The sequence below is a fragment of the Pseudomonas sp. MS01C9 genome, assembly GCF_058202755.1.
Genome location: NZ_CM177073.1, coordinates 5,596,811 through 5,619,868 on the forward strand (window position 1 = coordinate 5,596,811; position 23,058 = coordinate 5,619,868).

At 54.3% G+C, this 23,058-nt stretch carries 20 protein-coding genes; 9 read left to right on the forward strand and 11 right to left on the reverse strand.

Annotation, left to right across the window (positions count from 1 at the left end; all coding sequences use genetic code 11):
• Positions 1-7: 7 nt before the first annotated feature.
• Positions 8-331 (reverse strand): hypothetical protein, encoded by a 324-nt coding sequence (locus AC1M7R_RS25185; protein ID WP_198834657.1) that lies wholly within the window; start codon positions 329-331, stop codon positions 8-10.
• Positions 331-1,065, reverse strand: a complete 735-nt coding sequence (locus AC1M7R_RS25190) for a metallophosphoesterase (protein WP_490610054.1) — start codon at positions 1,063-1,065, stop codon at positions 331-333. Before AC1M7R_RS25190 ends, AC1M7R_RS25185 begins: the two co-directional genes overlap by 1 nt.
• Before the next feature lie 314 nt (positions 1,066-1,379).
• On the opposite strand from AC1M7R_RS25190, the gene AC1M7R_RS25195 reads away from it, so the two are divergent.
• Positions 1,380-1,751: a helix-turn-helix domain-containing protein gene (locus tag AC1M7R_RS25195; protein WP_438663358.1), complete on the forward strand. Its 372-nt coding sequence runs from the start codon at positions 1,380-1,382 to the stop codon at positions 1,749-1,751.
• Between the two features lie 145 nt (positions 1,752-1,896).
• Here AC1M7R_RS25195 and AC1M7R_RS25200 read toward each other — a convergent pair whose 3' ends face one another.
• From AC1M7R_RS25200 to AC1M7R_RS25220, 5 genes are all read right to left on the reverse strand, one after another.
• Positions 1,897-2,409 carry a hypothetical protein gene (locus AC1M7R_RS25200; RefSeq protein WP_490610055.1) on the reverse strand — a complete coding sequence of 171 codons (513 nt, stop codon included), beginning with the start codon at positions 2,407-2,409 and terminating at the stop codon, positions 1,897-1,899.
• Between the two features lie 4 nt (positions 2,410-2,413).
• Positions 2,414-3,478 (reverse strand): hypothetical protein, encoded by a 1,065-nt coding sequence (locus AC1M7R_RS25205; RefSeq protein WP_438663356.1) that lies wholly within the window; start codon positions 3,476-3,478, stop codon positions 2,414-2,416.
• Positions 3,438-4,298 carry a hypothetical protein gene (locus AC1M7R_RS25210; protein WP_490610056.1) on the reverse strand — a complete coding sequence of 287 codons (861 nt, stop codon included), beginning with the start codon at positions 4,296-4,298 and terminating at the stop codon, positions 3,438-3,440. The genes AC1M7R_RS25205 and AC1M7R_RS25210 overlap by 41 nt, the downstream gene beginning before the upstream one ends.
• Positions 4,298-5,200, reverse strand: a complete 903-nt coding sequence (locus tag AC1M7R_RS25215; RefSeq protein WP_263963172.1) for a TniB family NTP-binding protein — start codon at positions 5,198-5,200, stop codon at positions 4,298-4,300. Before AC1M7R_RS25215 ends, AC1M7R_RS25210 begins: the two co-directional genes overlap by 1 nt.
• Positions 5,201-5,608: 408 nt before the next feature.
• The gene (locus AC1M7R_RS25220) at positions 5,609-7,537 is read right to left on the reverse strand and encodes a TnsB C-terminal domain-containing protein (RefSeq protein WP_438663354.1); all 1,929 of its coding nucleotides are present in this window, start codon (positions 7,535-7,537) and stop codon (positions 5,609-5,611) included.
• Positions 7,538-8,432: 895 nt separating this feature from the next.
• On the opposite strand from AC1M7R_RS25220, the gene AC1M7R_RS25225 reads away from it, so the two are divergent.
• Positions 8,433-9,293: an AraC family transcriptional regulator gene (locus tag AC1M7R_RS25225; RefSeq protein ID WP_207956435.1), complete on the forward strand. Its 861-nt coding sequence runs from the start codon at positions 8,433-8,435 to the stop codon at positions 9,291-9,293.
• 75 nt (positions 9,294-9,368) lie between these two features.
• Here AC1M7R_RS25225 and AC1M7R_RS25230 read toward each other — a convergent pair whose 3' ends face one another.
• From AC1M7R_RS25230 to AC1M7R_RS25245, 4 genes are all read right to left on the reverse strand, one after another.
• A complete protein-coding gene (locus AC1M7R_RS25230; protein WP_490610057.1) occupies positions 9,369-10,694 on the reverse strand; it encodes an NAD(P)/FAD-dependent oxidoreductase in 1,326 nt (441 codons plus the stop codon).
• A 20-nt stretch (positions 10,695-10,714) separates the two neighbouring features.
• Positions 10,715-11,608 carry a dihydrodipicolinate synthase family protein gene (locus AC1M7R_RS25235; protein WP_490610058.1) on the reverse strand — a complete coding sequence of 298 codons (894 nt, stop codon included), beginning with the start codon at positions 11,606-11,608 and terminating at the stop codon, positions 10,715-10,717.
• A 4-nt stretch (positions 11,609-11,612) separates the two neighbouring features.
• Positions 11,613-13,109 carry an aldehyde dehydrogenase gene (locus tag AC1M7R_RS25240; protein WP_490610059.1) on the reverse strand — a complete coding sequence of 499 codons (1,497 nt, stop codon included), beginning with the start codon at positions 13,107-13,109 and terminating at the stop codon, positions 11,613-11,615.
• A gap of 336 nt (positions 13,110-13,445) precedes the next feature.
• Complete coding sequence (locus tag AC1M7R_RS25245; protein WP_490610060.1) at positions 13,446-14,435, reverse strand: LysR family transcriptional regulator; 990 nt, start codon at positions 14,433-14,435, stop codon at positions 13,446-13,448.
• A 219-nt stretch (positions 14,436-14,654) separates the two neighbouring features.
• On the opposite strand from AC1M7R_RS25245, the gene AC1M7R_RS25250 reads away from it, so the two are divergent.
• From AC1M7R_RS25250 to dapA, 7 genes are all read left to right on the forward strand, one after another.
• On the forward strand, positions 14,655-15,884 hold the full coding sequence (locus AC1M7R_RS25250) for an aromatic ring-hydroxylating oxygenase subunit alpha (RefSeq protein ID WP_490610061.1): 1,230 nt from the start codon (positions 14,655-14,657) through the stop codon (positions 15,882-15,884).
• Between the two features lie 271 nt (positions 15,885-16,155).
• On the forward strand, positions 16,156-17,328 hold the full coding sequence (locus AC1M7R_RS25255; RefSeq protein WP_490610062.1) for a quaternary amine ABC transporter ATP-binding protein: 1,173 nt from the start codon (positions 16,156-16,158) through the stop codon (positions 17,326-17,328).
• 31 nt (positions 17,329-17,359) lie between these two features.
• Positions 17,360-18,313, forward strand: a complete 954-nt coding sequence (gene proW, locus AC1M7R_RS25260; RefSeq protein ID WP_490610063.1) for a glycine betaine/L-proline ABC transporter permease ProW — start codon at positions 17,360-17,362, stop codon at positions 18,311-18,313.
• A 54-nt stretch (positions 18,314-18,367) separates the two neighbouring features.
• Positions 18,368-19,393, forward strand: a complete 1,026-nt coding sequence (gene proX / locus AC1M7R_RS25265; protein WP_490610064.1) for a glycine betaine/L-proline ABC transporter substrate-binding protein ProX — start codon at positions 18,368-18,370, stop codon at positions 19,391-19,393.
• A 231-nt stretch (positions 19,394-19,624) separates the two neighbouring features.
• On the forward strand, positions 19,625-20,986 hold the full coding sequence (dddP, locus tag AC1M7R_RS25270; protein WP_490610065.1) for a dimethylsulfonioproprionate lyase DddP: 1,362 nt from the start codon (positions 19,625-19,627) through the stop codon (positions 20,984-20,986).
• Positions 20,983-21,939: a GlxA family transcriptional regulator gene (locus tag AC1M7R_RS25275; protein WP_490610066.1), complete on the forward strand. Its 957-nt coding sequence runs from the start codon at positions 20,983-20,985 to the stop codon at positions 21,937-21,939. The genes dddP and AC1M7R_RS25275 overlap by 4 nt, the downstream gene beginning before the upstream one ends.
• 206 nt (positions 21,940-22,145) lie before the next feature.
• Entirely contained in the window at positions 22,146-23,036 is an 891-nt protein-coding gene (gene dapA, locus AC1M7R_RS25280) for a 4-hydroxy-tetrahydrodipicolinate synthase (protein ID WP_490610067.1), read from the forward strand.
• Positions 23,037-23,058 lie beyond the last annotated feature (22 nt).

The following is a 23,058-nucleotide window of genomic DNA, read 5'->3' on the forward strand; positions in this document are numbered from 1 at the left end:
TGAATGCTCACCGCGGCTCGCTGAGCTCGCTAGCGATAACGTAGTAGTCTTTGCCGCTTAGGCTGCGCATTAGCTTGAACCCCGCCCTTGTCTCAACAAGCTGAAGTGGAGGGGTAGCAACCGTCATCCCATTCGAGCTCACGTTTGACTGATCGTTGTAAACGAGCGCCGCATAGCTCTGCCCTGCCCGTGCTGCGTTGACAAGGTAAGCGTCGACGACCACCCCCCAGGAAATGCCCTGTGCCTGAATGACTTCTGAGGGAAGATCTCGCTCGAGCTCTATCGGCTCGACGGCGTGGTCAAAAAAGTGCTTCATCGCCGAAGTGGCCATTAGATTTGGATCTCGAAAAAAGGGTCAAAACCGGTGTTCTCTCCAGGGTAGCCACGGGGGTTTGAGATCACCCGGCAGCCAGCCAGCTCAACATCTGTAGCCTCATGCGTGTGACCGAACACCCACACATGGGCCTCCTCAATTAGGTGCTGCCAGTCGTTGGTGTACGCTGCAGTAAGATGCCCTTCATGCTGCTCACCAATCACCACGTGAGATGGTGAGTGATGGGTCACTACTACCGTTTTGCCGCCAAACGGTCGAGCGAGCTCTTGGGTGAGCCAGTCCTTAGCGATGTGGTTCCGGGTAACCAAGTCATCCGGTCTCAATCGTCTGTAGTTTGAGTCTGCCCTGATGTACTTGAAGTCGTTCATGCCTTGCCTGGCACCGTTGCTGGCCGCGACCTGGTTCCCTGTTGACGTGAAGTCAGTCCATGCTGTGCTGCCGAGGATTCTGACGTCCCCCAGAATCAGCGATTCGTTTTCCAGCACATGCACGTGGCCGGCCGCGGCGCCCCTCATTTTCTGCAAGGTGCGATCAAGGTGCCCGTCGTAATATTCGTGGTTCCCTGTGACGTACACGACCTGGCAGGCGAACGTCTCGTTGGCCCATTGGACGCCCCTGGCCTTTTTGTTGATGTCGCCAGCGAGGATTACCAGGTCAACCCCAGCATCAAGGGGCGGTGGGTCGAAACGGTGGAACTCGGCATGGAGGTCTGAGTAAATTCTGATTCGCAAAACGCAGGCCTTGAGGCTTTAGCTATAAATTGACGCCGACTGGGTTACAGAGCGCACGCGTGCCGGGACTCGGCACAATGGAACGGAAGCATCCCGATCTTCGCTTCCTCGATCAGAGCACGGCACAAGCGTGCCAGTCAGTTCATCTCGCAGCACTATATTGCATGGAGTCGAACCGCGCAATATGGCTTTATCCTCGGCTTTGGGTATTCCAAATGTCGTTGAGAGAACAGCTAGCCGCAGTCTTGAGGCTGACACGTACCGCCCGAAACCTGTCTCAGGAAGACTTTCATGGCCGGGTCGAAGCTCGGCATATGAACAATATCGAGCGCGCGAAAAGCAGCCCTACCCTGTCATCGCTCGAAGACATCGCCATCGCATTGGGCGTTGATCTTGTTGCGCTCGTGGCCGTGGCCAGCGCTCATGACCGTAGCCAGACCCCTAAGGAATTTTTGAAACACCTGGCCGGCGAGATCACCAAGCTTGAGAAGCTCGGTGTCTTGGACAAGCTCGACGGCGAATTCACCGACGGCAAGCTTCAGTCAGTACACGGTCGCATTCGATCAGGCGCTGCCAATCGAGCGGCGGTGCTTCAGTGCAAAGCTGAAGGTAAGACGCAGAAGGAGACTGCGGAGCTGCTGGGGCTTGCAAAATCGACGGTGAGCAAACTGTGGAAGACGCTATAGGGCGGTTTGAGTCAGTAAGGGCAAATGGCCCGATGCTAGGGCGTCAACCATCTTGCGAACCCCTTATAGGGATTAGCTAGGCCAGCACAGCCAAAAATTAGTCAAGTAAGCAAACTGGTGGGAGCACATGTCAGGACGCTCGGGCTCAGGCGCCAAAAAAGTTGACGACACCGGAGTCAACCGCACTATTGAAGCGACCTACTAGACGATCCAAAATCCGGACAAGTTGGCTTGAATTAATCACCTGGAAACTATCAAGCTCGTTGAGCATTGAATAATCCCAATCATAAAACATATGGGCCACAAGCATACCGGCTTTTGACCAATTTAACGTAGATGGTCTTGGATACTTGTAAGTTTCAAGAGATAACTGGCACGCATCAGTCTCAACTCTGCTCCTCGCCAAATGTATGTCCCCTGGCACACTCCTGTACAATTTTTTGGCTGCTGTTGGGCGAACCATTTTCTCCTGAAATACGAGCTGTGCGAGGACGTGCAATTTCAAACGTGGCAAGCCATAGCTAAAGCTGTATGAAATTATCATGCCAGTTGCACTATCAATTAAGAAACAGACTGGTGTGATAGCGTAGTCGTTTGCGGGCACCGTACGAACGCGCAAACCAGAAACCCAGTAAAGGGATATGAGATATTTATACACGCAGTTACCTCCAGCCTATCAAAGAAGATACATTCAACAGTTCCGTACTGTACAGCTGTAGCATCGTACGGACGCGCTCCGAGGAGCCAATCCGTTGCCAAAAAGAAGATCCCGACGTGCTCAGATAAAACTCATGATCTGGCCGAGCGTCAGTGGCTTGCTCGTCGGTAATCCACCCCAATAATAAGCCTACCAGGTAAAACGCCCGAGCGCGGGCGATCGCCGTGACGCGTAATGGCAACTGATGAAACAGGGCAAGACTATTGCTATTATCAAACTCACTGCTCGACTGAACTTTGAACTTCAGCAGCGACGTGTAATCAGCCACAACCTCAGACGTCAGTGTAAGGCGCATGAGCGTCAACAGAAAGTTTTCAGCGTTACGCTGCACCGCCTGATTTTGACAACCCTTTATTAATTTATCTGCGCGCTCAACGACCATCCTGCCGAGTAGCTGCACTGCACTGTCCTTCTCGAGCCATTTCTTTTCCCTCTCCAGCTCATGACCACGGGCGCTATCGTACTCGAAAACATCCATCGCAAAATCCACTGAGTCATGCAGATAATTTCCAGCACTACGCAGTACACAGCCATGCACCTGACAAAACGGCTTCAATAAGTATCGCCAGCTTCTGAGATACACTGGAAAGCCCGTTGCCGTCACCGATTCCTCCATGCAAGTAAGGCAGTAATCTGATCGAAAGCAGATCGGTATGATTTGAGCCTCAGAGGGACGGAACGTGGATTCGATCCACTCCATCGAGATCTCATAGCATTCTGCAAAGGCCTTGACCCCTGGTAGACTGAAGTCAAAATCATAGTCTTTACCTCTGCCTCCTAGCGCTTCGATGTAGGGTGCGCGTAGCGTTGAGCTTTCCCACGCGTCGGATGGCATGCCCCAAAACGCTCGCACTTCAGGCTCAGGCTGGACTTCACGCACTCTGTACATCCAGGATGAAAGCGTTTCATCAGGATAAGGCTCAGGATAAAGTTTAGAATAATGGTTAGAAGAAGGCCCCGGGTAGGCCTCAGGTGCAGAGAAACTGGAGGACATAACTTTCGTACTCATTTAAATCATTCGTCGTGCTGAGCGCCGCCACTGCGCCTTGCTGGTAAAGGAAGCGCTCAACTAGTTTCAGCCTGAGTGACCTATTGACGTCCTGAATGTCTAAGCCAAATTTTGGCTCTGGGACTCTAAGGCTTTCTGCAGTAAGGCTGAGCGAGTACTCACAATTCAACCTCCCCCATAGTCGATTCGCGAACTCATGGTATTCTTCATCTATCAGCCGCTGCCTAAATGTGTAGCGGCGCCAACCAAGCCGCAAGTACCTGTCGAACCTTTTTTGCAGTAGAGCACTGCGCATTGAAATTACAAACTTGAGACCTCGGATTTCTTCTGAGAGAAGACGAATAACACCGAAAACTGTTTCATAGTCATCAATGTCACTCGCTAAGACATCTAGATCATCGACCAAAATCGTTTTTTGAGATGAGAGCGACAAAGTCCGTACCAAATTTGGCGCCAGTACCCTTTTTTTGGGATGGTACTTACGCCTGACATGGAATGCATCAGACAAATGATCCAAAAACTCTGATCCGCCAATGTACATATCACCCTGCAGGAGCTGAGTGCTGCTAGGGTGGCGCTGATGCAGCGTTCTGAATAATGTTGTGATGCCGCATCCTGAAACACCATCCAGCAGCATCACGTTTGACTCTGTATTTGTTTCTGTATTTACCTCTGCGTTTGATTGAGGGGGTGGGTCTCTGGGGCAGATGGATTGTTCTAAAGTCTTCATCATGGCCAGCTGTTCCGTTGAAAAATACGGGAGGACGAAATCGTCCTCCAATACTTCTCGAGCCAGAGCTTTAGCTTGAGAGGGCGTCATTACGCGCAGTCCTTCTCCATGCTCACGTCGTGCAGGCCCTGCAAACTCGTTCCCAGTTCCATCGCCATGATGGCTTCCACGTCACGGACATGCTTGAGCGTGATGCGTTCGGTACCGTCTGCGATTGCAGCCCAAGCCGATGCCTGCAGAATCTTGACGATGTTGTCGGTGATCCCCAGCGACTTCTCGACAATGGCCAAGCAGAGTTCCTGGTCACGAAAGTCCGTCGGCTTTTTCAGGGGCAGCCGGTGGATATAGCTGAACACGAAATTCCGAACATCTTGGCCATTCGACCAAGTCTCCAAGTCGTGAACTGCATAACGACGAGCGAGTTGCGGATCCTCCCTTAAGAAGCGGGCGGCGTCAGGCACACCAAAGGCGAATACCGAAAGGCCATAAGTGGAACCGGAAAGGTTCTTCAACAGCGACAGGTTGACCTTTCGCTGGAAAGGCGAGAGTGTAAGCGCATCATGCACCTCATCAATGACAATGGCTTTGATGTTCTGGCTTTTGATGAGATGCTGGAGATCCGGACTGATCCTCCGTGACTGGCGGGCTCTACGGCTCGTGTCCAACCCCATTTCGGCAAGTATCAGCTCCTTCAGACCCATGTTGTCCGCGTTTTGGTGCATCGTCACGGTGACAATTCGGTTCACAGAAGTGATATTTCTGCGTCCAAGCTCCTCGATCATGCTCGTCTTTCCGACGCCCCCCTTACCCAAACACAGCAAGCAAGGGGCAACAACCTTCCTTGGCATGGACATGATCATGTCCATCTTTTTGAACAAGCGCTCGGCGGAGGGGTGCGGAACGAAAAAATCTTTCAGGCAGGACATAGCCCGATCATGATCGCTCAGTTCAAACAGTTGGTGGCAGCTGCAGTGCACATGAGAAAGATCCATAATTTATCTCCAGATATAATATATAAGACGCATTGAGGATAAAAAGACACACTGAAGCCTCAGCTATATCTTTGAACTGAAATTTTGGCTGTGCCGATGAGTTAACAGACTTGTTATTGTAGCGCCTTGGTAGATGCGTTGCTTAAATGCTGGTTGATCTTTATTCTGTATCCAACCAACAGCATTTTCTGCGCAAGCAGGCCGAATGGTGATAACCACGATCTTAAGCACCCTGCTTGCAGGATATATAAGTTGGAGAGTAGCTATTGTGGTTTATTTACCTCACTCTTGTTTATTGGATCGGTGATTTGGAGCCTGATGTTGAATTCAGGGACTGGGCTTGGGGTGAGTCTTGGCTGGATCTATGTCTGAGGCGGAGTCTCAGTCATTCATAAGGTCAGGCCAGCTTCAGTAGAGAGTCGGTGGCGCATCAAAGTCGATCTGCTCTGCCGTGCTGCTTCTCGAAAAGCCCTGCCAGCGACGCTCCGCGGCCTTTCGTTCTCCCCCGACAGCTCGAAGTGCCGCACGCCCTTTCCGAACTTTTGAAACTTCGGGTTTAGGAGTTGTGGCGTTTTCGGGCTTTCCGGGGGATGCGATGCTGGCGGGCTTGGCAGTTGCAGCATTGTCAAGGAAGTTATCCAAGTGTTCCGTTTGATCCGTAAACTCCGGCTCGGCTTGCGTATTGACTTGAGACCTGGAATCAAGCGACTCGGTATAATTCCGCTGATCGCGTTTGCCGGCCGCTTTGGCAGCTTGGCGCTTGCTTTGAGCAGTCCGCCGGTACTCTTCTTGGACGATTGCATTGCCCAAAGCAAGAGAAGCGGTCGCATCAGCAGAGTAGGTGCCATCCCGCTCACCCTTCTCCTGCCGCTCAACCCTGTACAGGGCATAGTCGTGGCTACGCCGCATCTGATTTCTGTACTCTGGTACACTTACATAGGTACCATCCCCTTCAAGATCTACGAATATCTTCGAAAGATCATTTGGGTCGTACTTAACTACCAGTTGTTCTCGCACTTTGTTCTGCAGGCACGGTGCATAGTAGAATCGCCCGTGCATTTCGATCCCACCTGCGCGGATGAGCTTCGGCCTTTCTGGGTAAAGTGCGTACCGAAATCCTTCATGCAAAGGCTCGTCGATCTGACGAGGCTGTGAATGCTTCCCAAAATGCTCACCCCATTTTTGGGAGGGAAACATCTTTATGGCCGGATGCTTGCGATCGTTATAAGCATGAATGGCGCAAACGAAGAACTTCCTAAGTGCAGTAATAGAGATGGATGCCCTAGCCACACTGTTCTCATCACCTCGCTGCTGTGTATTGGAATAGGTTGTCCCCCTCAAGAAATGGATATGAGATCGCATCATCGTACCTATCAAGCGCTCGATGTGCCCTCCCTGATGTTTTTTACCGACATCACGGTGTTCAACTCTCACACCGAAACGTTTTAACCTCGCCTTCAGCACCTCTGAGCGAAACTCAGCCGCATTATCCGCGTGTATGACCTCGGGCACGCCGTGCATAGGCCAGACGCTTGCATCCAGCCCAAGACTGGCGAGCATGGCCGTTTTGGGAAGGACGCAGTTCTCGATAAGCATCGCTACCGTTACAGAATTGGGCGGAAGTAAGCTCAGGTAAAACCCGACAATCGCCCTCGTATGTATACAGATAGCAAAGCTAACCCAAGGGCGATCAATCACCGTCCGCTCCTGCTCATCCACGACGATCATGTCGACACGGGTATGGTCGATCTGAACCCATTCAAGCGGGCGGGACGTAACCTTGTATCCGGGGCGAGCCTCGAAGATGTCAGCAGCATCAACCTTCCCTAGCTTCATGTTAGCCAGGAACCGCTTGCCCTTCTTCAAAAGCCGCCGTCGTACAGCATGATAGCTAGGCCTTTTGAGACCTCGCTCGTCAGCAAGCATTTGGGCGGTCACCCAAACCCTTTCGATGGTTGCTGCCTTCCCTGCGTAGGTCTTGATGGAGTCAACAATCAACCCCTCAAGTTCTCCCCCAAGCTCGGACGGCGTCGGACGGCGTCCGGGCATGCTGGACGTAACGGCACTTAGATCACCGCCACGTGCCCTCACTCGCCGGATAATTTTATGAAAGCCTGATGGCTTCATACCGATCGCGTTCGCCGCATCAACAGCGCTGATTTGACCGGAAAGATAAAGCTTGATCGTCGGAATCCGGTCGCTAGCAAGATCGAAGCGAGCAATGGTCTTATCCGAACTATCCAGGTTTAGCTTTGAGCTCGATTTTGATTTTGCGCCCAGTGAGGGCGCTTTCGATAGCTCATTCTCTTTTTCAGATGTTTTATTGCGATTTGTCATTCCGCCTACCATTTGACGAATTGCCGTTGGGTAATGGCATCTGCCCGTTGGTTTTAGGTAGTGGTTATCACTTGCTGGTTTTTAAAGAGCGGCACTGCGAAAGCCAAGCTAGTTTTACTTCCTAGACCGGCAAGGTCAAGTTCCACTCCGGAGAGCATTAAAGTTTAATTAGGCATATATTGACTGACAATTTTGGCTGTTTTATTTTACTGTTTTCAACGCCTAAAAAATATTGGAGGCCCGATGGTGTCAGGCTTTGAGGGGCTGAGCGGGCCTCATGAAAAACTTGCCAAATGAGACGAGAAATGGAGTATTATTATATATATTGACAAAAATCGTATCTGCGGCATCGATATATGCGATTAGCGATCTGGTGAAGTTCGCATCGAAATCACAAATGTTTTTTTTGCAAAATTTTTCCTTGGACTCTATGTTCTTGGCCATCGCGGCTGAAAAAGCGTTAGTTAATACGGACACTTTCCGCAGTTTGCGCGGTTAATGCGGACACTTTCTGGGAAAAATTTGCAAATAATCTGGACACTTTCCGTCAAAAAGTGTCCTGAGTGCAAATTGGGATGCTGGAGGTCTTGAATTTCGGGGCTTGCGGGGAGTGTCCACGATTCGCAAAGGTCACACGTAATCCAGCCAAACCAACGACCTTCCCACCCTGCCTCCCTCTATGCCACCTCGCGCAAGCACTGGAAAGATTCGGACAAGCACCCTCGCAATGCCTCGCTCAGCCTTGCTGAATTGACATGCTCGACCTTTGAGCTGCGTTGAGCCACATGAGTCAATCCGATCCGTGCATTGAGCAAACGCGGCTAGGCACGTTCACGTTGCTATAGTCGACTCTATCGCCGACCGTACCTCCAGGAGCATTTACCCAGTGCCCGACATGTCGACCAACGTCGCTTACACAAAACGCTTCAACGCCGTCCTCACCTACATTGATGAGAATCTCGAAGGTGATCTGTCGGTGAATACGTTGAGCCGTGTGGCGAACTTTTCGGCATTTCACTTCCATCGGCAATTCAGCGCGTTCGTAGGTGTGCCTGTTTCACGTTATGTGCAACTGATGCGATTACGACGCGCGGCGCATCGCCTGGCAACCGTCGCGGAGCACTCGGTACTGGAGGCAGCACTGGGTGCTGCCTTCGAAAGTCCGGAGGCATTTTGCAGGGCCTTCAGCCGGGCGTTCGGTATGTCGCCGAGTGCTTTCAGAAAAGAGCCGAACTGGCAGGTCTGGAATACGGTGTTCGCAATCCCTCATTTTTCCAGGACGATCATGATGCAGATACGAGTCGTGCAATTCCCTGAAGTCAGGGTCGCGGCATTTGAACATCGCGGGCCCGCCGGGCTTCTCAATGAGAGCGTGCGCAAGTTCATCGAGTGGCGCAAGCAAAGCGGACAGTCGCCGGTAGCTTCGAGTCGCAGCTTCGGCATTCCCTTTGGCAACCCCGATACGACACCTGCGCAGGCATTTCGCTTCGCAATCTGCGGCGAAATTCACGAGGCCGTGGCGCCAAATGAGTTCGGGGTGCGGGAGACCGTGATTCCAGGCGGGCGCTGCGCCGTGGTGCGACATGTGGGGTCACCGGATCACATCGGCGAAACGATCTATCCGATTTACCGCGATTGGCTTCCTGCCAGTGGAGAGGAACTGCGTGACCAGCCACTGTTCTTCCATTACCTGAGCCTCTTTCCCGAGACGCCGCAGGACCAGTGGCAAACTGACGTGTATGTTCCGTTGCAATAACGCAGCAAGCAGCTTTCAACCTTGAACCGACGTCTGAGCGCCGGAATATTTTATCCGGTCTTCAGCGCATCCGACTTACTCACGCCCTGCACGCCATTCTCGCAATTTCAAGTCAGCCTTCGCGCCGATGCTGAGAAAGGGCTGGGGCGGTAAACTTCTAGGTGATGCGTAGTCGGCGAAAATTTCGGCCAACTGAGATTTCATTTCCAGAACCGCTTCTGCAGCGGCTATTCCCGCTGCCGTCGATTTGGACGCACCCAGGCCGTTGCAAGCGCAAGCCGCAAACAGACCTTGCTCAATCTCCCCGAAAATCGGCACGCTGTTCCAGGTCAGCGCCATCGGCCCTCCCCACCGATACTGCATTCTCAAGCCGGCAAGGTTGGGGAATCGATCGGCGAATTTTCCGTCGTGGACACGCCCTGCGCTTTGCACGTGGCCCTCGTTGATTTCCAGTCCCGCGTGATAGGAATAACGTGAGCGGATCAGGATGCGATCGCCGTCCGCACCACTGACCCGGCGCACCGTCGTGCCCATGGGCAACGCCGGTGTGGCGGCCCAATCACGTTTGCCGCTCAGACGTCCTGGTTCGAAAGGCTCGGACATGGAGGCGTACGTGAAGACATGCAGCATTTGTCCAGGAAACAGGCCGAAGCTCTGCGCATGCCCATTGTTGGCCAGGATGATTCGTTTGGCAGTGACGGTACCCTTGACGGTTCTTAGAGACCAGCCTCCCGGCTGCTTCACGAAGGATCTCACCGCGGAGTTTTCATACAGCTTCACCGGATTGCGAAAACTGTCGGCAACAGCGCGTATATAGGCTGCTGGCTGGACCATCACCGTGCCGGGCATGAACAACCCTGACGTGTACAGCCGGCTCCCAGTCACCTCATAAATGCCTTCGGCCTTCAGAACCGCATGGGCTTCGCCGAGCCCTTGCAACTGACGAGCGTAGCGGAGGATGTGCGCATCCCCTTTTTGGCTGATCGCGACACTGTAGCGACCACACGGATCGATAATCTCGCGTCCCCAACCATGCTCCTGTGCCATGTTCATGGCCAAGTCGATCGCCGTCCGATAGAGCATGATGTCCCGCCGCGCCCTGTCATTCGATGTGTCACCGAAATCCTCTGAGCTGACCTCATGGGGAAGATCAATGATAAAGCCTGAATTGCGGCCTGTGGCACCTTCTCCCACTACACCCGCTTCCAAGACAGTCACCCGAAGCGTTGGATCAAGCTGAGACAGCCGCCGCGCGGCAGAAAGGCCGGCAAAGCCGGCACCGATGATCGCCACGTCAGCGGTCACAGCGCCCTCCAGCGATGCGGTTGGCACACGCGCCGGAAGCATCGCGACCCAAGCGGGAAGACTGCTGTTTTTTGGAAACTTCTTGGCCACGTACATGACTGTCGCTCCCAATGTCATCAGGCGAGGTCAGACTCGAGAGCGAGCAACGGCTCAAGAGCAGCCTTCAGCACGTCGATTTTTTCGGCGGACAGACGCGACAGTGGCCGACGCGGATTCCCCGCCCCATAGCCGGTGATCTCAGCGCCGGCGTATACGCACTGCACATAGTCCCCCTGCCAGATCAGTGACATCACCGGCTCGATCGACCGCCAGATCTCCCGGGCGCGGGTCCAGTCCTGTTTCATGGCGGCATCAACCAGGGCGACGCACGATCGCGGAGCCATATTCGCCCCGCCCCAGATCAGGCCCGCCGCTCCAGCAAAGAGCGCGTAGGGCACCAGTGGGTCAGCGCCATTCATCGTAGGCAGCCCAGTGCGAATCAGCGAGGCTTGTGCAGCAAGGTCGCCGCTGCTGTCCTTGACGGACACAAAGTTCGGAATCTCGCTCAACTGCAGAAAAAGCGACGGGGTCACTTCCACGCCAACGGCCTGAGGCACGTTGTAGCCAATGATGGGCAATCCGGCTTCGGATACCGTGGAGTAGAAGTCAACGATGCCCCGGTCATCGGTTGGGCCTTCGAAAAAAGGCGGGAGAACCATGATGCCATCAGTTCCACATGCAGCCGCATGGCGGGTTCGCTCCACCACCTCATCGGCCAATAGCGCAGAGGTCTGAACGATGACGCGAGCACGTCCATTGATGACTTTGGAGCCGAAGGCTACCAACTCCCCGGATTCTTCCTTGCTCAGGTACACATGCATACCGGTCCCGGAACTCAGGACAAAACCATGCACGCCAGCAGCCAGGTAGCGCTCGATCAATGTTTCGAAACGCGGATAATCGATCTTGCCTTGGGCATCGAAAGGCGTGGTAACGGCCAGATTGACACCGGGAAAAGCGAATGCGGACATTGCATCAAGCCCCTTCTTCATCGCCGGACAGGTCAAGCCAGATAGTTTTCAGTTGGGTGTACTGATCGTGCGCATGCAGCGAATTGTCTCGGCCACCGAAACCTGACTGCTTATAACCGCCAAATGGCGTGGTGATGTCACCTTCGCCAAACGAGTTGACGGTGACTGTCCCGGCCTTGAGCGCGCGGGCAACACGCATGGCTCGCTTGCCGTTGTCCGTGAACACCGAAGCCGCGAGTCCGTATTCGGTGTCGTTGGCCACCGCTACCGCTTCCTGGACGCTACCGACAGTGATGACCGTGAGGATCGGCCCGAAGATTTCTTCGCGCGCAAGCCTTGCGTCATTGCTCGAGACTTCAATGATGGTGGGGTGTACATACCGCCCCTGGCTTGTCTGCCCACCGAAGAGCAATGCCCCACCCTGCCCCAGGAAGGAACTGACCTTGCTGAAATGTTCGGTGGACACCAACGGGCCAATTCGGTTGGCCGGGTCGAGTGGATCACCCACGTGCCATTCGCCAGCGAAATGCCTGATGCGCTCCATCAGCGGTTGCTTGATGTCCTGATGCACGATCAGTCGAGAAATAGCCGAACAGTTCTCACCCATGTTCCAGAACGCACCGTTGACGATGTGCGAGGCGACGCTGTCCAGATCACCGATATCGTCCAGGACGATGCAAGGGTTCTTTCCTCCCATCTCCAGTACCACTTCCTTGAGATTGGTCTCGGCGGAGTATTTCAGGAAGCGACGCCCAGTCTCTGTCGAGCCAGTGAAAGAGATGACGTCGATATCAGGATGACGTCCAATGGGTTCACCGACCTCAGCCCCGCCCCCGGTCACAACATTGAATACCCCGGCAGGGATACCGGCCTCCAGGGCCAACTGAGCAACGCGCAGGGTGGTCAGAGATGTTTCTTCCGCAGGCTTGACCACTAGAGAACAGCCCGCGGCCAGGGAGGGGCCAATTTTCCAGGCCAGCATCAACAGTGGAAAGTTCCAAGGCAAGACCAGGCCAACCACACCGATCGCCTCGCGAACAACCAAGGCGAGATGACTATCGGACGCTGGGGACACCTGATCATAAATCTTGTCGATGGCTTCGGCATGCCAGCGCAGACAATTGATGGTTTCCGGCACATCGACTGTCTGGCAGTCAAAGATGGTCTTGCCGCTGTCCAAGCTCTCCATCACAGCGAGCTCCAGCGCGTTTTCTTCGATCAATCCTGCCAGGCGCAGGATCGCCTGCTTACGCGCACCAGGATGGAGTTTTGACCAACGACCATCATTGAAAGCGGTCCGCGCGGCGGTAACGGCCAAATCCACATCGGCTGACGAACAGGCGGCCAGATCGGCGAGGTGCTCGCCATTGGCGGGATTGACTGTACTAAACGTTGCGCCGGAAAGTGCTGGGCGTATTTCACCATCGATCACAGCCTTATCAGGTAAGGCCAGCTGTCGTGCTATCGCCTGGTATTCTTCTGTTGTCTTCAACTGAGTCATATGGTCTTCCCCCGCATTTTTTTGAGCGATAGATGCCAACAACGTGAGCACTGCAACGGGCTATCGGATCGGCACAGTTGGGCGACGAGTAACTCATTCGCACGAATGTGGTACTCGACGGCAAATAATCAATACAACGAAAACTGGGTTTCCTGGCAGGCGAATACGACACGAATCGCGCCGATATCAACCAGCGCTCGTATTTGTGTGTTCAGAAATAATGGTCATTCCTTCACCTTGAGACCGCGTTATGTTCTTGGCTCTCAAGGTGGAAGAATAAAGACAGGTGGGAACAGCACACAGCGATTTTTATGTGGAGCAACTGATGATCTACGGTTATGTGCGGGCTCGATCCGGCTGGTCGAATTCCTCTGTATCGAACTGCGCCAAAAGCCAGTCGCGTAGCTTGCAGCAGCTTGGATCGCGCGCTTTATCTTCGTTGAAGTTCAGGTAGTGAAGGGTTTCCTTGTGCACCAGCTTTTCCTCGACCGGGCGCACTAGCAACCCCTTCTCAATCATCGGCGAGACCAGGTGATGCCAGCCCAACGCGACGCCCTGACTGCCCAGTACAAGCTGGATCAAGAGGCTGTAGTCGTTGGCGTTGAAAAAGTGGGACGCTTTGCTGGAGCGCGCCTTGAGGTCAATATCAAAGTGAGCGAGCCAACCATACCAGTCCAGATGCTCGGCCACCTGTGAGCGCCCGAATGGGCTGAGGTTCAGTAATGCGCTGTCGCGAAGGCCATGGATGGATTGCAGTTCCGGATGCTGTTCCAGATAGAGCGGCGTGCACACAGGGTAGACGACGTCGCACATCAGAGGCTCGCTGTGATAACCATCATGACTCTTCATCATCTTGCAGATAATGATGTCCGGATGCACCCCTGTATCCATTGACAAAAAGTTCTGGGTCACCACCAGGTTGAGATCAATCTCAGGGTAGGCTTCGAAAAAAGCCGGCAATCGTGGTCCGAGCCAAAAGTTGGTGAATGCTGGAGAACAACACAGCGTGACCACATGTTTGGAGACTGAATTATTTCGCATACGCTCAGCGGCCTGCGCGATGCTACTGAATGACAATTGCACCACATCATAGAAATTCGAGCCGGCATTGGTCAGCTTGACGGCGCGCCCTGCCCGATCGAAAAGCTCGGTCCCAAGATGCTCTTCCAAATCTCGTATATGGCGGCTGATAGCAGCCTGGGTCACGCAGAGCGCTTCAGCGGCCCGAGTGAAATTCTGATACCTGGCTGCGGCCAGGAACGCCTTGACCGCACGCAGCGAAGGCATCTTTATCAGCGCCTGATCAGGCTCGGTCTGCTTAACCATGACAGTAGATCATCATTACCCCACAAAAAATGTCGATTCTTCAGGCCGGTGGCCTGGTCCTAGACTGTTTGCAAGCAGTAGCAGCCGAAATCCAGGCGCATCTACGCCTTTAGGCTAGCTGAATTCGAAGCAGCGTTGAAGCAAGTTCGCAGCGTTGCCAAGTCAGCTGACCACAAAAACGCTGCACTTGGCACCGATAATAAGGAGTGCATGAAGCAAATGCCTAAGTACACCGATGTATTAGACCTGATTAAGCAGCGTAAACCGCATCATGGCCTGCCTGGCGCGGCTTATTCTGATGCCAATCTGTATCGTCAGGATCTGCAGCAAATCTGGCATAGGGAGTGGATTTTTGCGGGGCACACTTTTGAGCTGGAGAAACCAGGCCAATACCTTACTTTGCAGATCGGTGATTATCCGGTAGTTGTAGTTCGCGGAAAAGACGGTATCGTCCGGGCGTTCCACAACGCTTGTCGCCATAGGGGTTCAAAAGTCTGCACCGAGGAAAAAGGCAAGGTGGCGAAACTGGTCTGTCCTTATCACAAGTGGACATTCGAACTCGATGGCAAGCTTCTTTACGCCGGCAACATGGGAGCGGACTTCAACGCAGCCGACCACGGGCTTATCCCTGCGCATTGTGAAGTGGTGCACAGCTACATTTATGTCTGCGTCGCCAAAGTAGCGCCGGATTTCGAGAAGTTCCGCGACGCTGTTTCGCCGTTCATCGGCCCTCATTATCTGGAAGACTGCAAAGTTGCCTTCGAAGCTCACCTGATCGAGAAAGGAAACTGGAAACTCGTCTTCGAGAATAACCGCGAGTGCTATCACTGTGACGGGACGCACCCTGAACTATTGCAGTCATTTGTAGAAAACGTATCCGTCCAGGGCATCGGCGGTGACGAAGATCCTGAGCTTGCCGCCCATTGGAGCGTTTGCGAGGCTGCAGGCTTGGCCAGCCGGATCAACATGGATCCTGCCGGCCAGTATCGTATGACCCGCATTCCACTTAGTGGGGACGCCAGCAGCTACACCATGGACGGCAAGCCAGCCGTCACCCGACGCCTGGATCGCAGTGGCGTCGATAATATCGGTGCCCTGCTCTACTTCAATTATCCCTCGACCTGGAATCACTTTCTTGGTGACCACGCGCTGAGCTTCCGAGTGCTGCCTCGAGGTCCGGGCGAGACCGTCGTAACCACTCGCTGGTTAGTGCACAAGGACGCACAGGAGGGGGTGGACTACGATATCGAACGCCTGACCAGGGTCTGGATGGCAACTAACGACCAGGACCGACGCCTCGTCGAAGGAGCCCAAGTCGGCGTTACCTCACCCGCTTATCAACCGGGTCCATACTCATCCCTGGTAGAGAATGGCGTAAATCAATTCGTCGATTGGTATTGCGAAATCATGACCCGCCGCCTGACGGAGGCGACTTCAGAAGTTCTATAAGCGCGCCAGCCGAGGCCGACTGGACATAAACCGTCTATTTGATGCAGAAGTCTGTATATAAATAAGAATATGGCATTGGATTCTTCCTGAAGTAGCCAATGCCATAACGGGTGCGCTACGCCAAGGGCAAAAAAGTTCAAGGCAGAACTATGGCGCACCGTAATGACTCACGTTCGGCATTCGAACGGACTGCCAATATGCGCTTGCTCGCCAGTTGTACAGCGACTGAGGCAAGTTAAATATTTGGTCATAACGACAAGAAGAGGGTCGCATGAGCCATGACGATGAAATTCTTTCGGTAAAAAACATTTTCAAGGTCTTTGGTTCTAACCCGGACGTTGCGATGAAAATGTTGCGCGATGGCGCCGACAAGAATGAGATTTTTAATAAAACCGGCCATGTTGTCGGTGTGTTCGATGCAAGTTTCTCGGTCAAGCGGGGCGAAATTTTCGTGATCATGGGACTGTCAGGTTCTGGCAAATCGACCATGGTGCGCCTGTTCAATCGTTTGATCCAACCCACTTCGGGAAGCATTCATCTCAACGGCCGAGAAATTACCGGCCTTTCGGATAAAGCCTTGCTCGATGTGCGACGCAAGGAAATGGGCATGGTGTTCCAGTCTTTTGCGCTGATGCCCCACATGAGCGTGCTTGAGAACACGGCTTTCGGCCTGGAAATCGCCGGCGAACCGGAGAAAGAGCGCCATCTGCGCGCTCGGGAAGCCTTGAGCCAGGTAGGCCTGGCGGGCCATGAGCATAGCTACCCCCATCAATTGTCTGGCGGCATGCAACAACGTGTCGGACTGGCCAGGGCACTGGCCAACGACCCGACGATCCTGCTGATGGACGAGGCATTCTCGGCCCTCGACCCACTGATCCGCAGCGAGATGCAGGGCGAGCTGATCCGTCTGCAGGCTGAACAACAGCGCACCATCATCTTCATCTCCCACGATATCGAGGAAGCCATTCGCATCGGCCATCGCATCGCGATCATGGAGGGTGGCCGGGTCGTACAGATCGGTACTCCCCAGGAACTGATCAACCAGCCAGCGACAGACTATGTGCGCAACTTCTTCAAGGGGTTCGACAGTTCCAGGGTACTGACCGCCGGAGATGTGGCTCAACTGGATCCGGAAATGATCTGTCGGGTGAACGGCAAGGCGCCCAGTTTCAAAGCCGGCGCACCCTATGGCTACTTGATCGACGAACAGGATCAATTGCTGGGCGTTGTTGATACCGACGGCAACGGGGGCCTATCGCAAGACATGGCCGGTCAACGCTATAGCCTGCATGAACTACGTCCCGTCTACCTCGATACACCTCTGCATGACGTGCTGGATATCGCCGCCACGCTTCCATATCCAGTACCGGTGCTTGACCGCGCAGGCGCCCTCAAGGGAACGCTTTCCAAGAGCCAGTTACTTCAAACCCTGAGTCGCCATTAAGCGTCGGTGAGAACAAAGAGAGGTAGCCTCCATGTCAGATTTCAGCTTCCTAGACCCCTTCCAGTCGGCAATCATCCCATTGGGTGATTGGGTGCAAAACGCGCTCAACTACCTCGTCCACAATTTCCGGGACGTGTTCAGGGCCGTCCGCTGGCCGATCGATCAGGTCCTCAACGGCGTTGAGTACGTCCTGCAAAGTATCCCCCCGACTATCGGGATCCTGCTGTCGTCTCTGCTGGGATGGCAACTGGCAGGCAAACGTATGGCGCTTCTCTGCCTGGTGACCTTGACCCTGCTCGGCATGATCGGGGTGTGGACCGAATCCATGACCACGCTGTCCCTGGTCCTCACCTCAGTGTTCTTTTGTGCCTTGTTCGGGGTGCCATTGGGAATCCTCAGCGCCCGGAACGACCATCTGGAACGGGCCATAAGACCGGCCCTGGACGCCATGCAGACGCTACCCGCGTTCGTCTATCTGGTACCGGTGGTGATGCTGTTCGGCATCGGTAACGTTCCTGGGGTTCTGGTGACCATCGTCTTTGCGTTGCCGCCACTGGTACGCCTGACCAATCTGGGGATCCGTCAAGTACCGGAAGACAAGATCGAAGCTGCCCGCGCCTTCGGCTGCACGCCTCGACAGATGCTCATGCGGGTGCAACTGCCGTTGGCCACGTCAACCATCATGGCGGGCCTCAACCAAACCCTGATGCTTTCCCTGTCGATGGTGGTCATCGCTTCGATGATCTCCGTTGGTGGGTTGGGTCAGATGGTCCTGCGTGGTATCGGCCGCCTGGACATGGGCTTGGCCACTGTCGGGGGAGTCGGACTGGTATTGCTAGCCATCTTCCTCGATCGCCTTACACAGGCCATGGGGGAACGCAGCAAAGCCGACCCAAGCTTGCGCTGGTACCACACCGGTCCGGTCGGGCTTGTCATGCGTCTCTTGGGTTCACGCCAGATTTCAGCGCAGCGCAAGACTGCTTGAAACGTCGATAAATACTGCCGCACTTAAACAAAATAACAGCGAAAGGTATGTGAAATGTGCGAATTGAATGTCTCCCGCAACATCCGGCGGTGCATCTCGGCTATCGCTCTGGCCGCCTTGTCCTTCCAGGCCATGGCCTCGGCGGATAAGCCCGGCGATGGTGTATCGGTAACGCCGATCTTTCCTTCTATCGCCGAAGAGCGCTTCCGTGGTGAGATCGCCATGGAGGGGCTGCGTGAACTGGGATACAAGATCAAGGAGCCGAAGGAAACCGAGTATTCCGTCATGCTGGTGGCCTTGGGCAGCGGCGACGCGGATTTCACTGTGCACCTGTGGGACAAGCTCCACGACACTTTCTACCAGAAAGCGGGCGGTGACGAGGACATGATCAAGGCAGGCGATATCATGCCTGGGGTATTGCAGGGTTATCTGATCGATAAGAAGACGGCAGACGCCCACAACATCAAATACCTTACCGACCTCAAGAAGCCAGAAATCGCGAAACTGTTCGATGTCGACGGCGACGGCAAAGCGGATCTGACCGGCTGCAACCCCGGCTGGGGCTGCGAGCTGACCATCGACCATCACCTCAAGGCCTATGGTCTTGAGAAAACAGTCAACCACAATCGGGGTTCCTATTTCGCGCTGATGGCAGACACCATCACTCGCTACAAGCAGGGCCAGCCGATCCTCTATTACACCTGGGTACCTCAGTGGAACGCCGGCGTGTTGGTCGAAGGTAAAGACGTGGTATGGCTTGAAGTGCCCTACACCGACCTGCCTGGTGGCAATAACAAAGTCGACACCTCCTACAAAGGAAAGAATCTCGGTTTCGCCGTGGACAAGGTAGAGGCGGTACTCAACAAGGAGTTTGCCAGCAAGAATCCAGCCGCCCTGAAGTTCCTTTCGCAGATGCAAATCAGCACTGACGACGAAAGTACTCAGAACCTGAGAATGCAAAAGGGTGAGAACAAGCCCGCGGATATCACCCGGCATGCCAAGGAGTGGATTGGCGCTCACCGTCAGCAATTCGATGCCTGGCTCCAGGCTTCACGGGATGCAGCCCAAGCCAGCAAGTAACGGCCCTCCTTCCTCGCCAGGCGTTCCAGTCGCCTGGCTATCCAGCCAGAGATCGAAAATGTGCGGTGCCCGATGGCTGTCCGGCTATCGACACCGTACACCTCCTGGTTGGGTACCGTGGCGAGGTATTCAGGCACGTTGATTGTGATGTCCAGGCGTTTTCGTTATGCCGCTGCTCGAACATCAATTGCTCAAGCAGCCCCTTCTGTAATGAATATCAGGATGGGATTCATGACAACTTCACCCTTTTCAATTCCCGCCGGCGCTCGCCGTATCGACCCAGCCAGGCAACGCGCCGCTGCGCTCAAAGCCGACGGCTCCATCGATGACAACAATCGCGTAGAGATTGGACCTACACCACTGGCTTTCGCGGAGTGGGCGCAATTAGGCCTGCAAGTACCTCATCTGCCGACCATGCGCCAATATCGATTGCAGCGGATAGTCGACCAACTGGTATCCCGAGACCTTGGCGGCATCCTGCTGTTCGACCCGCTGAATATCCGCTACGCCACCGACACTACCAACATGCAATTGTGGACAACCCACAATCCCGCACGCGCTTGCTTCGTCGCCGCCAGCGGCCATGTCGTACTGTGGGATTTCCATGGCTGTGATCACCTCTCTGCCCACTTGCCATTGGTTACTGAGTTACGCAGCGGCGCGTCTTTCTTCTATTTCGAGACTGGTGAGCACACTGACCGTCATGCCAGGCATTTTGCAGGTCAAGTCGATGAGCTGCTGCGTCAACACGCCGGAGCCAATCGGCGCCTGGCGGTGGACCGGATAGAAGTCGCGGGTGTACGCGCGCTGGACGAACTCGCGATCAAGATATGCAGCGGCCAGGAAGTGACCGAACTGGCGCGGATGATCAAAGGCCCCGATGAAATCAAGGCGATGCGCTGCGCGGTGGCTTCGTGTGAAGCGTCCATAGCCGAGATGCATTTGGCGCTGCGGGCAGGAGCGACTGAAAACGATATCTGGGCCGTTCTGCACTCCGGCAATATTCGACGGGGCGGTGAGTGGATCGAAACGCGGATACTCAGTTCAGGCCCTCGCACCAATCCATGGTTCCAGGAGTCCGGTCCACGGGTACTGAACGATGGTGACTTGTTGGCCTTCGACACGGACCTGATCGGCACCTATGGCATGTGCGTGGACATGTCCCGCAGTTGGATCTGCGGGGGGCTGGAGCCCACAGACGAACAGAAGCGTCTGTATCGGATTGCCCATGACCATATCATCCATAACACCGAGTTGATTAAACCGGGCGTACGCTTCACCGAACTGAGTGCCAAGGCGCACCGGCTGCCGGAGCCCTGTCGGGCGCAACGCTATGGCGTGCTTTACCACGGTGTAGGGCTGTGTGATGAGTATCCCAGCATCCGCTATCCGGAAGACCTGGAGTCCTACGGATACGAAGGCGAGCTGCTACCAGGCATGGTCCTTTGTGTCGAAGCGTATGTCGGTGAAGTGGGCGGACGAGATGGAATCAAATTGGAGAATCAACTGCTGGTCACGCAGACCGGTCATGAACTACTCACCCACTACCCTTTCGATGACAGTTTCCTGCTGGATACGAAGCCAAACTCATGAGTCAATTGTTCGAGGGCCATAAATCATCCAGTGTAGGGTTTCTCCTGCTTGATAATTTCTCCCTGGCCTGCTTCACGCAATGCCTGGACGTATTGGTGACCGCGAACCTCATTCAGCCTGGCTCGATAAAAGTCCATACATTCAGTCGCAACGATTGCGAAGTCATCAGTGACTTGGCAATCCCCATCAGGCCCGACACTCCCCTGACCGATGCCAGGATCGCCGCACTTGATCTGATGGTTGTCTGCGGTGGGCTGCGCACGCCCAGAGTCATCCCTGAAAGGCTGATAAAACTTCTCAACAAACTTGCCAGCATCCCCATTGCGCTCGCTGGGTTGTGGAACGGTGCCTGGTACATGGGCAAGGCAGGACTGCTGGATGGCTACCGATGCGCCATCCATGCAGAGCAACGAATCGCCTTATCGGAATTTTTGCCTAACACGACGGTAACCTCGGACACAGTGGTATTTGATCGTGATCGACTCACGGCATCCAATCCCGCAGGCGCTTTTCAACTCATGATGAAATGGCTTTACGCTGCTCTCGATCACACGGTCGCAGACGCCGTGTTTGATCTATTGGATTATGACCAGTCTCGACTGCGGACGTCAGCCAAGGCCCATGGTCGTAACGTGAGTGCGCCGCTACAAGAAATAATCAAACTGATGGAGTGTAATCTTGAAGAACCGTTAGGCCTGGATTTGCTCGCGGAATGCGTTCGGCTTTCCAAACGTCAGGTCCAACGCCTGTTCCGAGAACAAATCAACTCATCTCCACAACGCTACTACTTGGAGCTACGGCTTAGAGAGGCTCGTCGCCTGATAACAAATTCAAGATTGTCCGTCACCGATGTCGCCATTGCCTGCGGTTTCGTCTCAACCGCTCATTTCAGCAAATGCTATAGCACCCTCTTCGAGTGCCCCCCCTCGAAGGAAAATCGCTACGAGATATAGCTGTTGCGGGCAGATACCTGGCTGCGCCACCGGACGTTCGCATGAATACCTCATGCCCCCGTCCAGCGATCCCTATTTGGCGTCGCCGATGCTTATAACGCTGAGTCATGTATTGCCGTTAATAAATGTTACTTGTTGCGCCAGCGTTCGCACCCGTAATCTGCATACAAACCAAAACCGCAACTATTTTAATAACAGGGCACTGTATGAACTTTGATGGCGTTTGGACTCCCGTTGTAACTCCATTTAATACTTCGGGCTCCGTGGACTTCAGGTCGCTGGAAAATATTATCGGCTCACTTATCGAACAGGGTGTGCATGGCCTGATCGTCGGTGGTACGACGGGCGAATATTATGCCTTGTCCCATGATGAACGGCTGGCGCTTTTCGATTTCATTGCCGCCTACGCCAAATCGCGAATCCCCTTGATGGCGGGTATAAACGCCACCACCACCCAGGAAAGTCTCACGCTGGGCCTGCATGCCAAAAAAGTCGGCTTCGATGCCATTCTTCTTGCCGCGCCCTACTACTGCCAGCCCACTCAACAAGAACTGCTGGTGCATGCCTTGAGCGTCGATGACGCGCTCGATATGCCCATCATGCTCTACAACTTTCCAGCCCGGACTGGAACTGAAATGTCTTGGGAGTTCATCAACGGGCTCAAAAATCGCCCCAACTTCCAGGCCATCAAGGAAAGCACCGGTTCGATTGAACGTATGCACGGCCTGCTCAACGAATACACCGACCAACTGCAAGTGAGCTGCGGCATGGACGACCAGGTCCTGGAATTTTTCACCTGGGGCGCCCGCAGTTGGGTAGCGGGCGCGTCCAACTTCCTCGCACCTGAGCATGTGGCACTCTACCAGGCGTGCGTCGAGGAAAAGGACATTGTCAAAGGGCGAGAACTGGCTACCCGTTTGCTGCCAATGCTCAACCTGCTCGAACAAGGTGGCAAGTTTTGCCAGTACATCAAATACGGCTGCGAATTGGCAGGCCAGCCGGTGGGTGTGACCCGTCTGCCTTTGCAACCGCTGAGCAATGAAGAGAAAAGCATATTCAAGATAGTCTATGAACGACTGACGGCTCATCGCGCCTGACACTTACGGCGGAGGCGCTTGC

What these genes read in the sequence shown, in the direction of transcription:
- AC1M7R_RS25185 (WP_198834657.1), bottom strand. Translation starts at nt 331, where the DNA reads ATGGCCACTTCGGCGATGAAGCACTTTTTTGACCACGCCGTCGAGCCG.
- AC1M7R_RS25195 (WP_438663358.1), top strand. Translation starts at nt 1,380, where the DNA reads ATGAACAATATCGAGCGCGCGAAAAGCAGCCCTACCCTGTCATCGCTC.
- AC1M7R_RS25205 (WP_438663356.1), bottom strand. Translation starts at nt 3,478, where the DNA reads ATGAGTACGAAAGTTATGTCCTCCAGTTTCTCTGCACCTGAGGCCTAC.
- AC1M7R_RS25210 (WP_490610056.1), bottom strand. Translation starts at nt 4,298, where the DNA reads ATGACGCCCTCTCAAGCTAAAGCTCTGGCTCGAGAAGTATTGGAGGAC.
- AC1M7R_RS25215 (WP_263963172.1), bottom strand. Translation starts at nt 5,200, where the DNA reads ATGGATCTTTCTCATGTGCACTGCAGCTGCCACCAACTGTTTGAACTG.
- AC1M7R_RS25220 (WP_438663354.1), bottom strand. Translation starts at nt 7,537, where the DNA reads ATGACAAATCGCAATAAAACATCTGAAAAAGAGAATGAGCTATCGAAA.
- AC1M7R_RS25225 (WP_207956435.1), top strand. Translation starts at nt 8,433, where the DNA reads ATGTCGACCAACGTCGCTTACACAAAACGCTTCAACGCCGTCCTCACC.
- AC1M7R_RS25230 (WP_490610057.1), bottom strand. Translation starts at nt 10,694, where the DNA reads ATGTACGTGGCCAAGAAGTTTCCAAAAAACAGCAGTCTTCCCGCTTGG.
- AC1M7R_RS25235 (WP_490610058.1), bottom strand. Translation starts at nt 11,608, where the DNA reads ATGTCCGCATTCGCTTTTCCCGGTGTCAATCTGGCCGTTACCACGCCT.
- AC1M7R_RS25240 (WP_490610059.1), bottom strand. Translation starts at nt 13,109, where the DNA reads ATGACTCAGTTGAAGACAACAGAAGAATACCAGGCGATAGCACGACAG.
- AC1M7R_RS25245 (WP_490610060.1), bottom strand. Translation starts at nt 14,435, where the DNA reads ATGGTTAAGCAGACCGAGCCTGATCAGGCGCTGATAAAGATGCCTTCG.
- AC1M7R_RS25250 (WP_490610061.1), top strand. Translation starts at nt 14,655, where the DNA reads ATGCCTAAGTACACCGATGTATTAGACCTGATTAAGCAGCGTAAACCG.
- AC1M7R_RS25255 (WP_490610062.1), top strand. Translation starts at nt 16,156, where the DNA reads ATGAGCCATGACGATGAAATTCTTTCGGTAAAAAACATTTTCAAGGTC.
- proW (WP_490610063.1), top strand. Translation starts at nt 17,360, where the DNA reads ATGTCAGATTTCAGCTTCCTAGACCCCTTCCAGTCGGCAATCATCCCA.
- proX (WP_490610064.1), top strand. Translation starts at nt 18,368, where the DNA reads ATGTGCGAATTGAATGTCTCCCGCAACATCCGGCGGTGCATCTCGGCT.
- dddP (WP_490610065.1), top strand. Translation starts at nt 19,625, where the DNA reads ATGACAACTTCACCCTTTTCAATTCCCGCCGGCGCTCGCCGTATCGAC.
- AC1M7R_RS25275 (WP_490610066.1), top strand. Translation starts at nt 20,983, where the DNA reads ATGAGTCAATTGTTCGAGGGCCATAAATCATCCAGTGTAGGGTTTCTC.
- dapA (WP_490610067.1), top strand. Translation starts at nt 22,146, where the DNA reads ATGAACTTTGATGGCGTTTGGACTCCCGTTGTAACTCCATTTAATACT.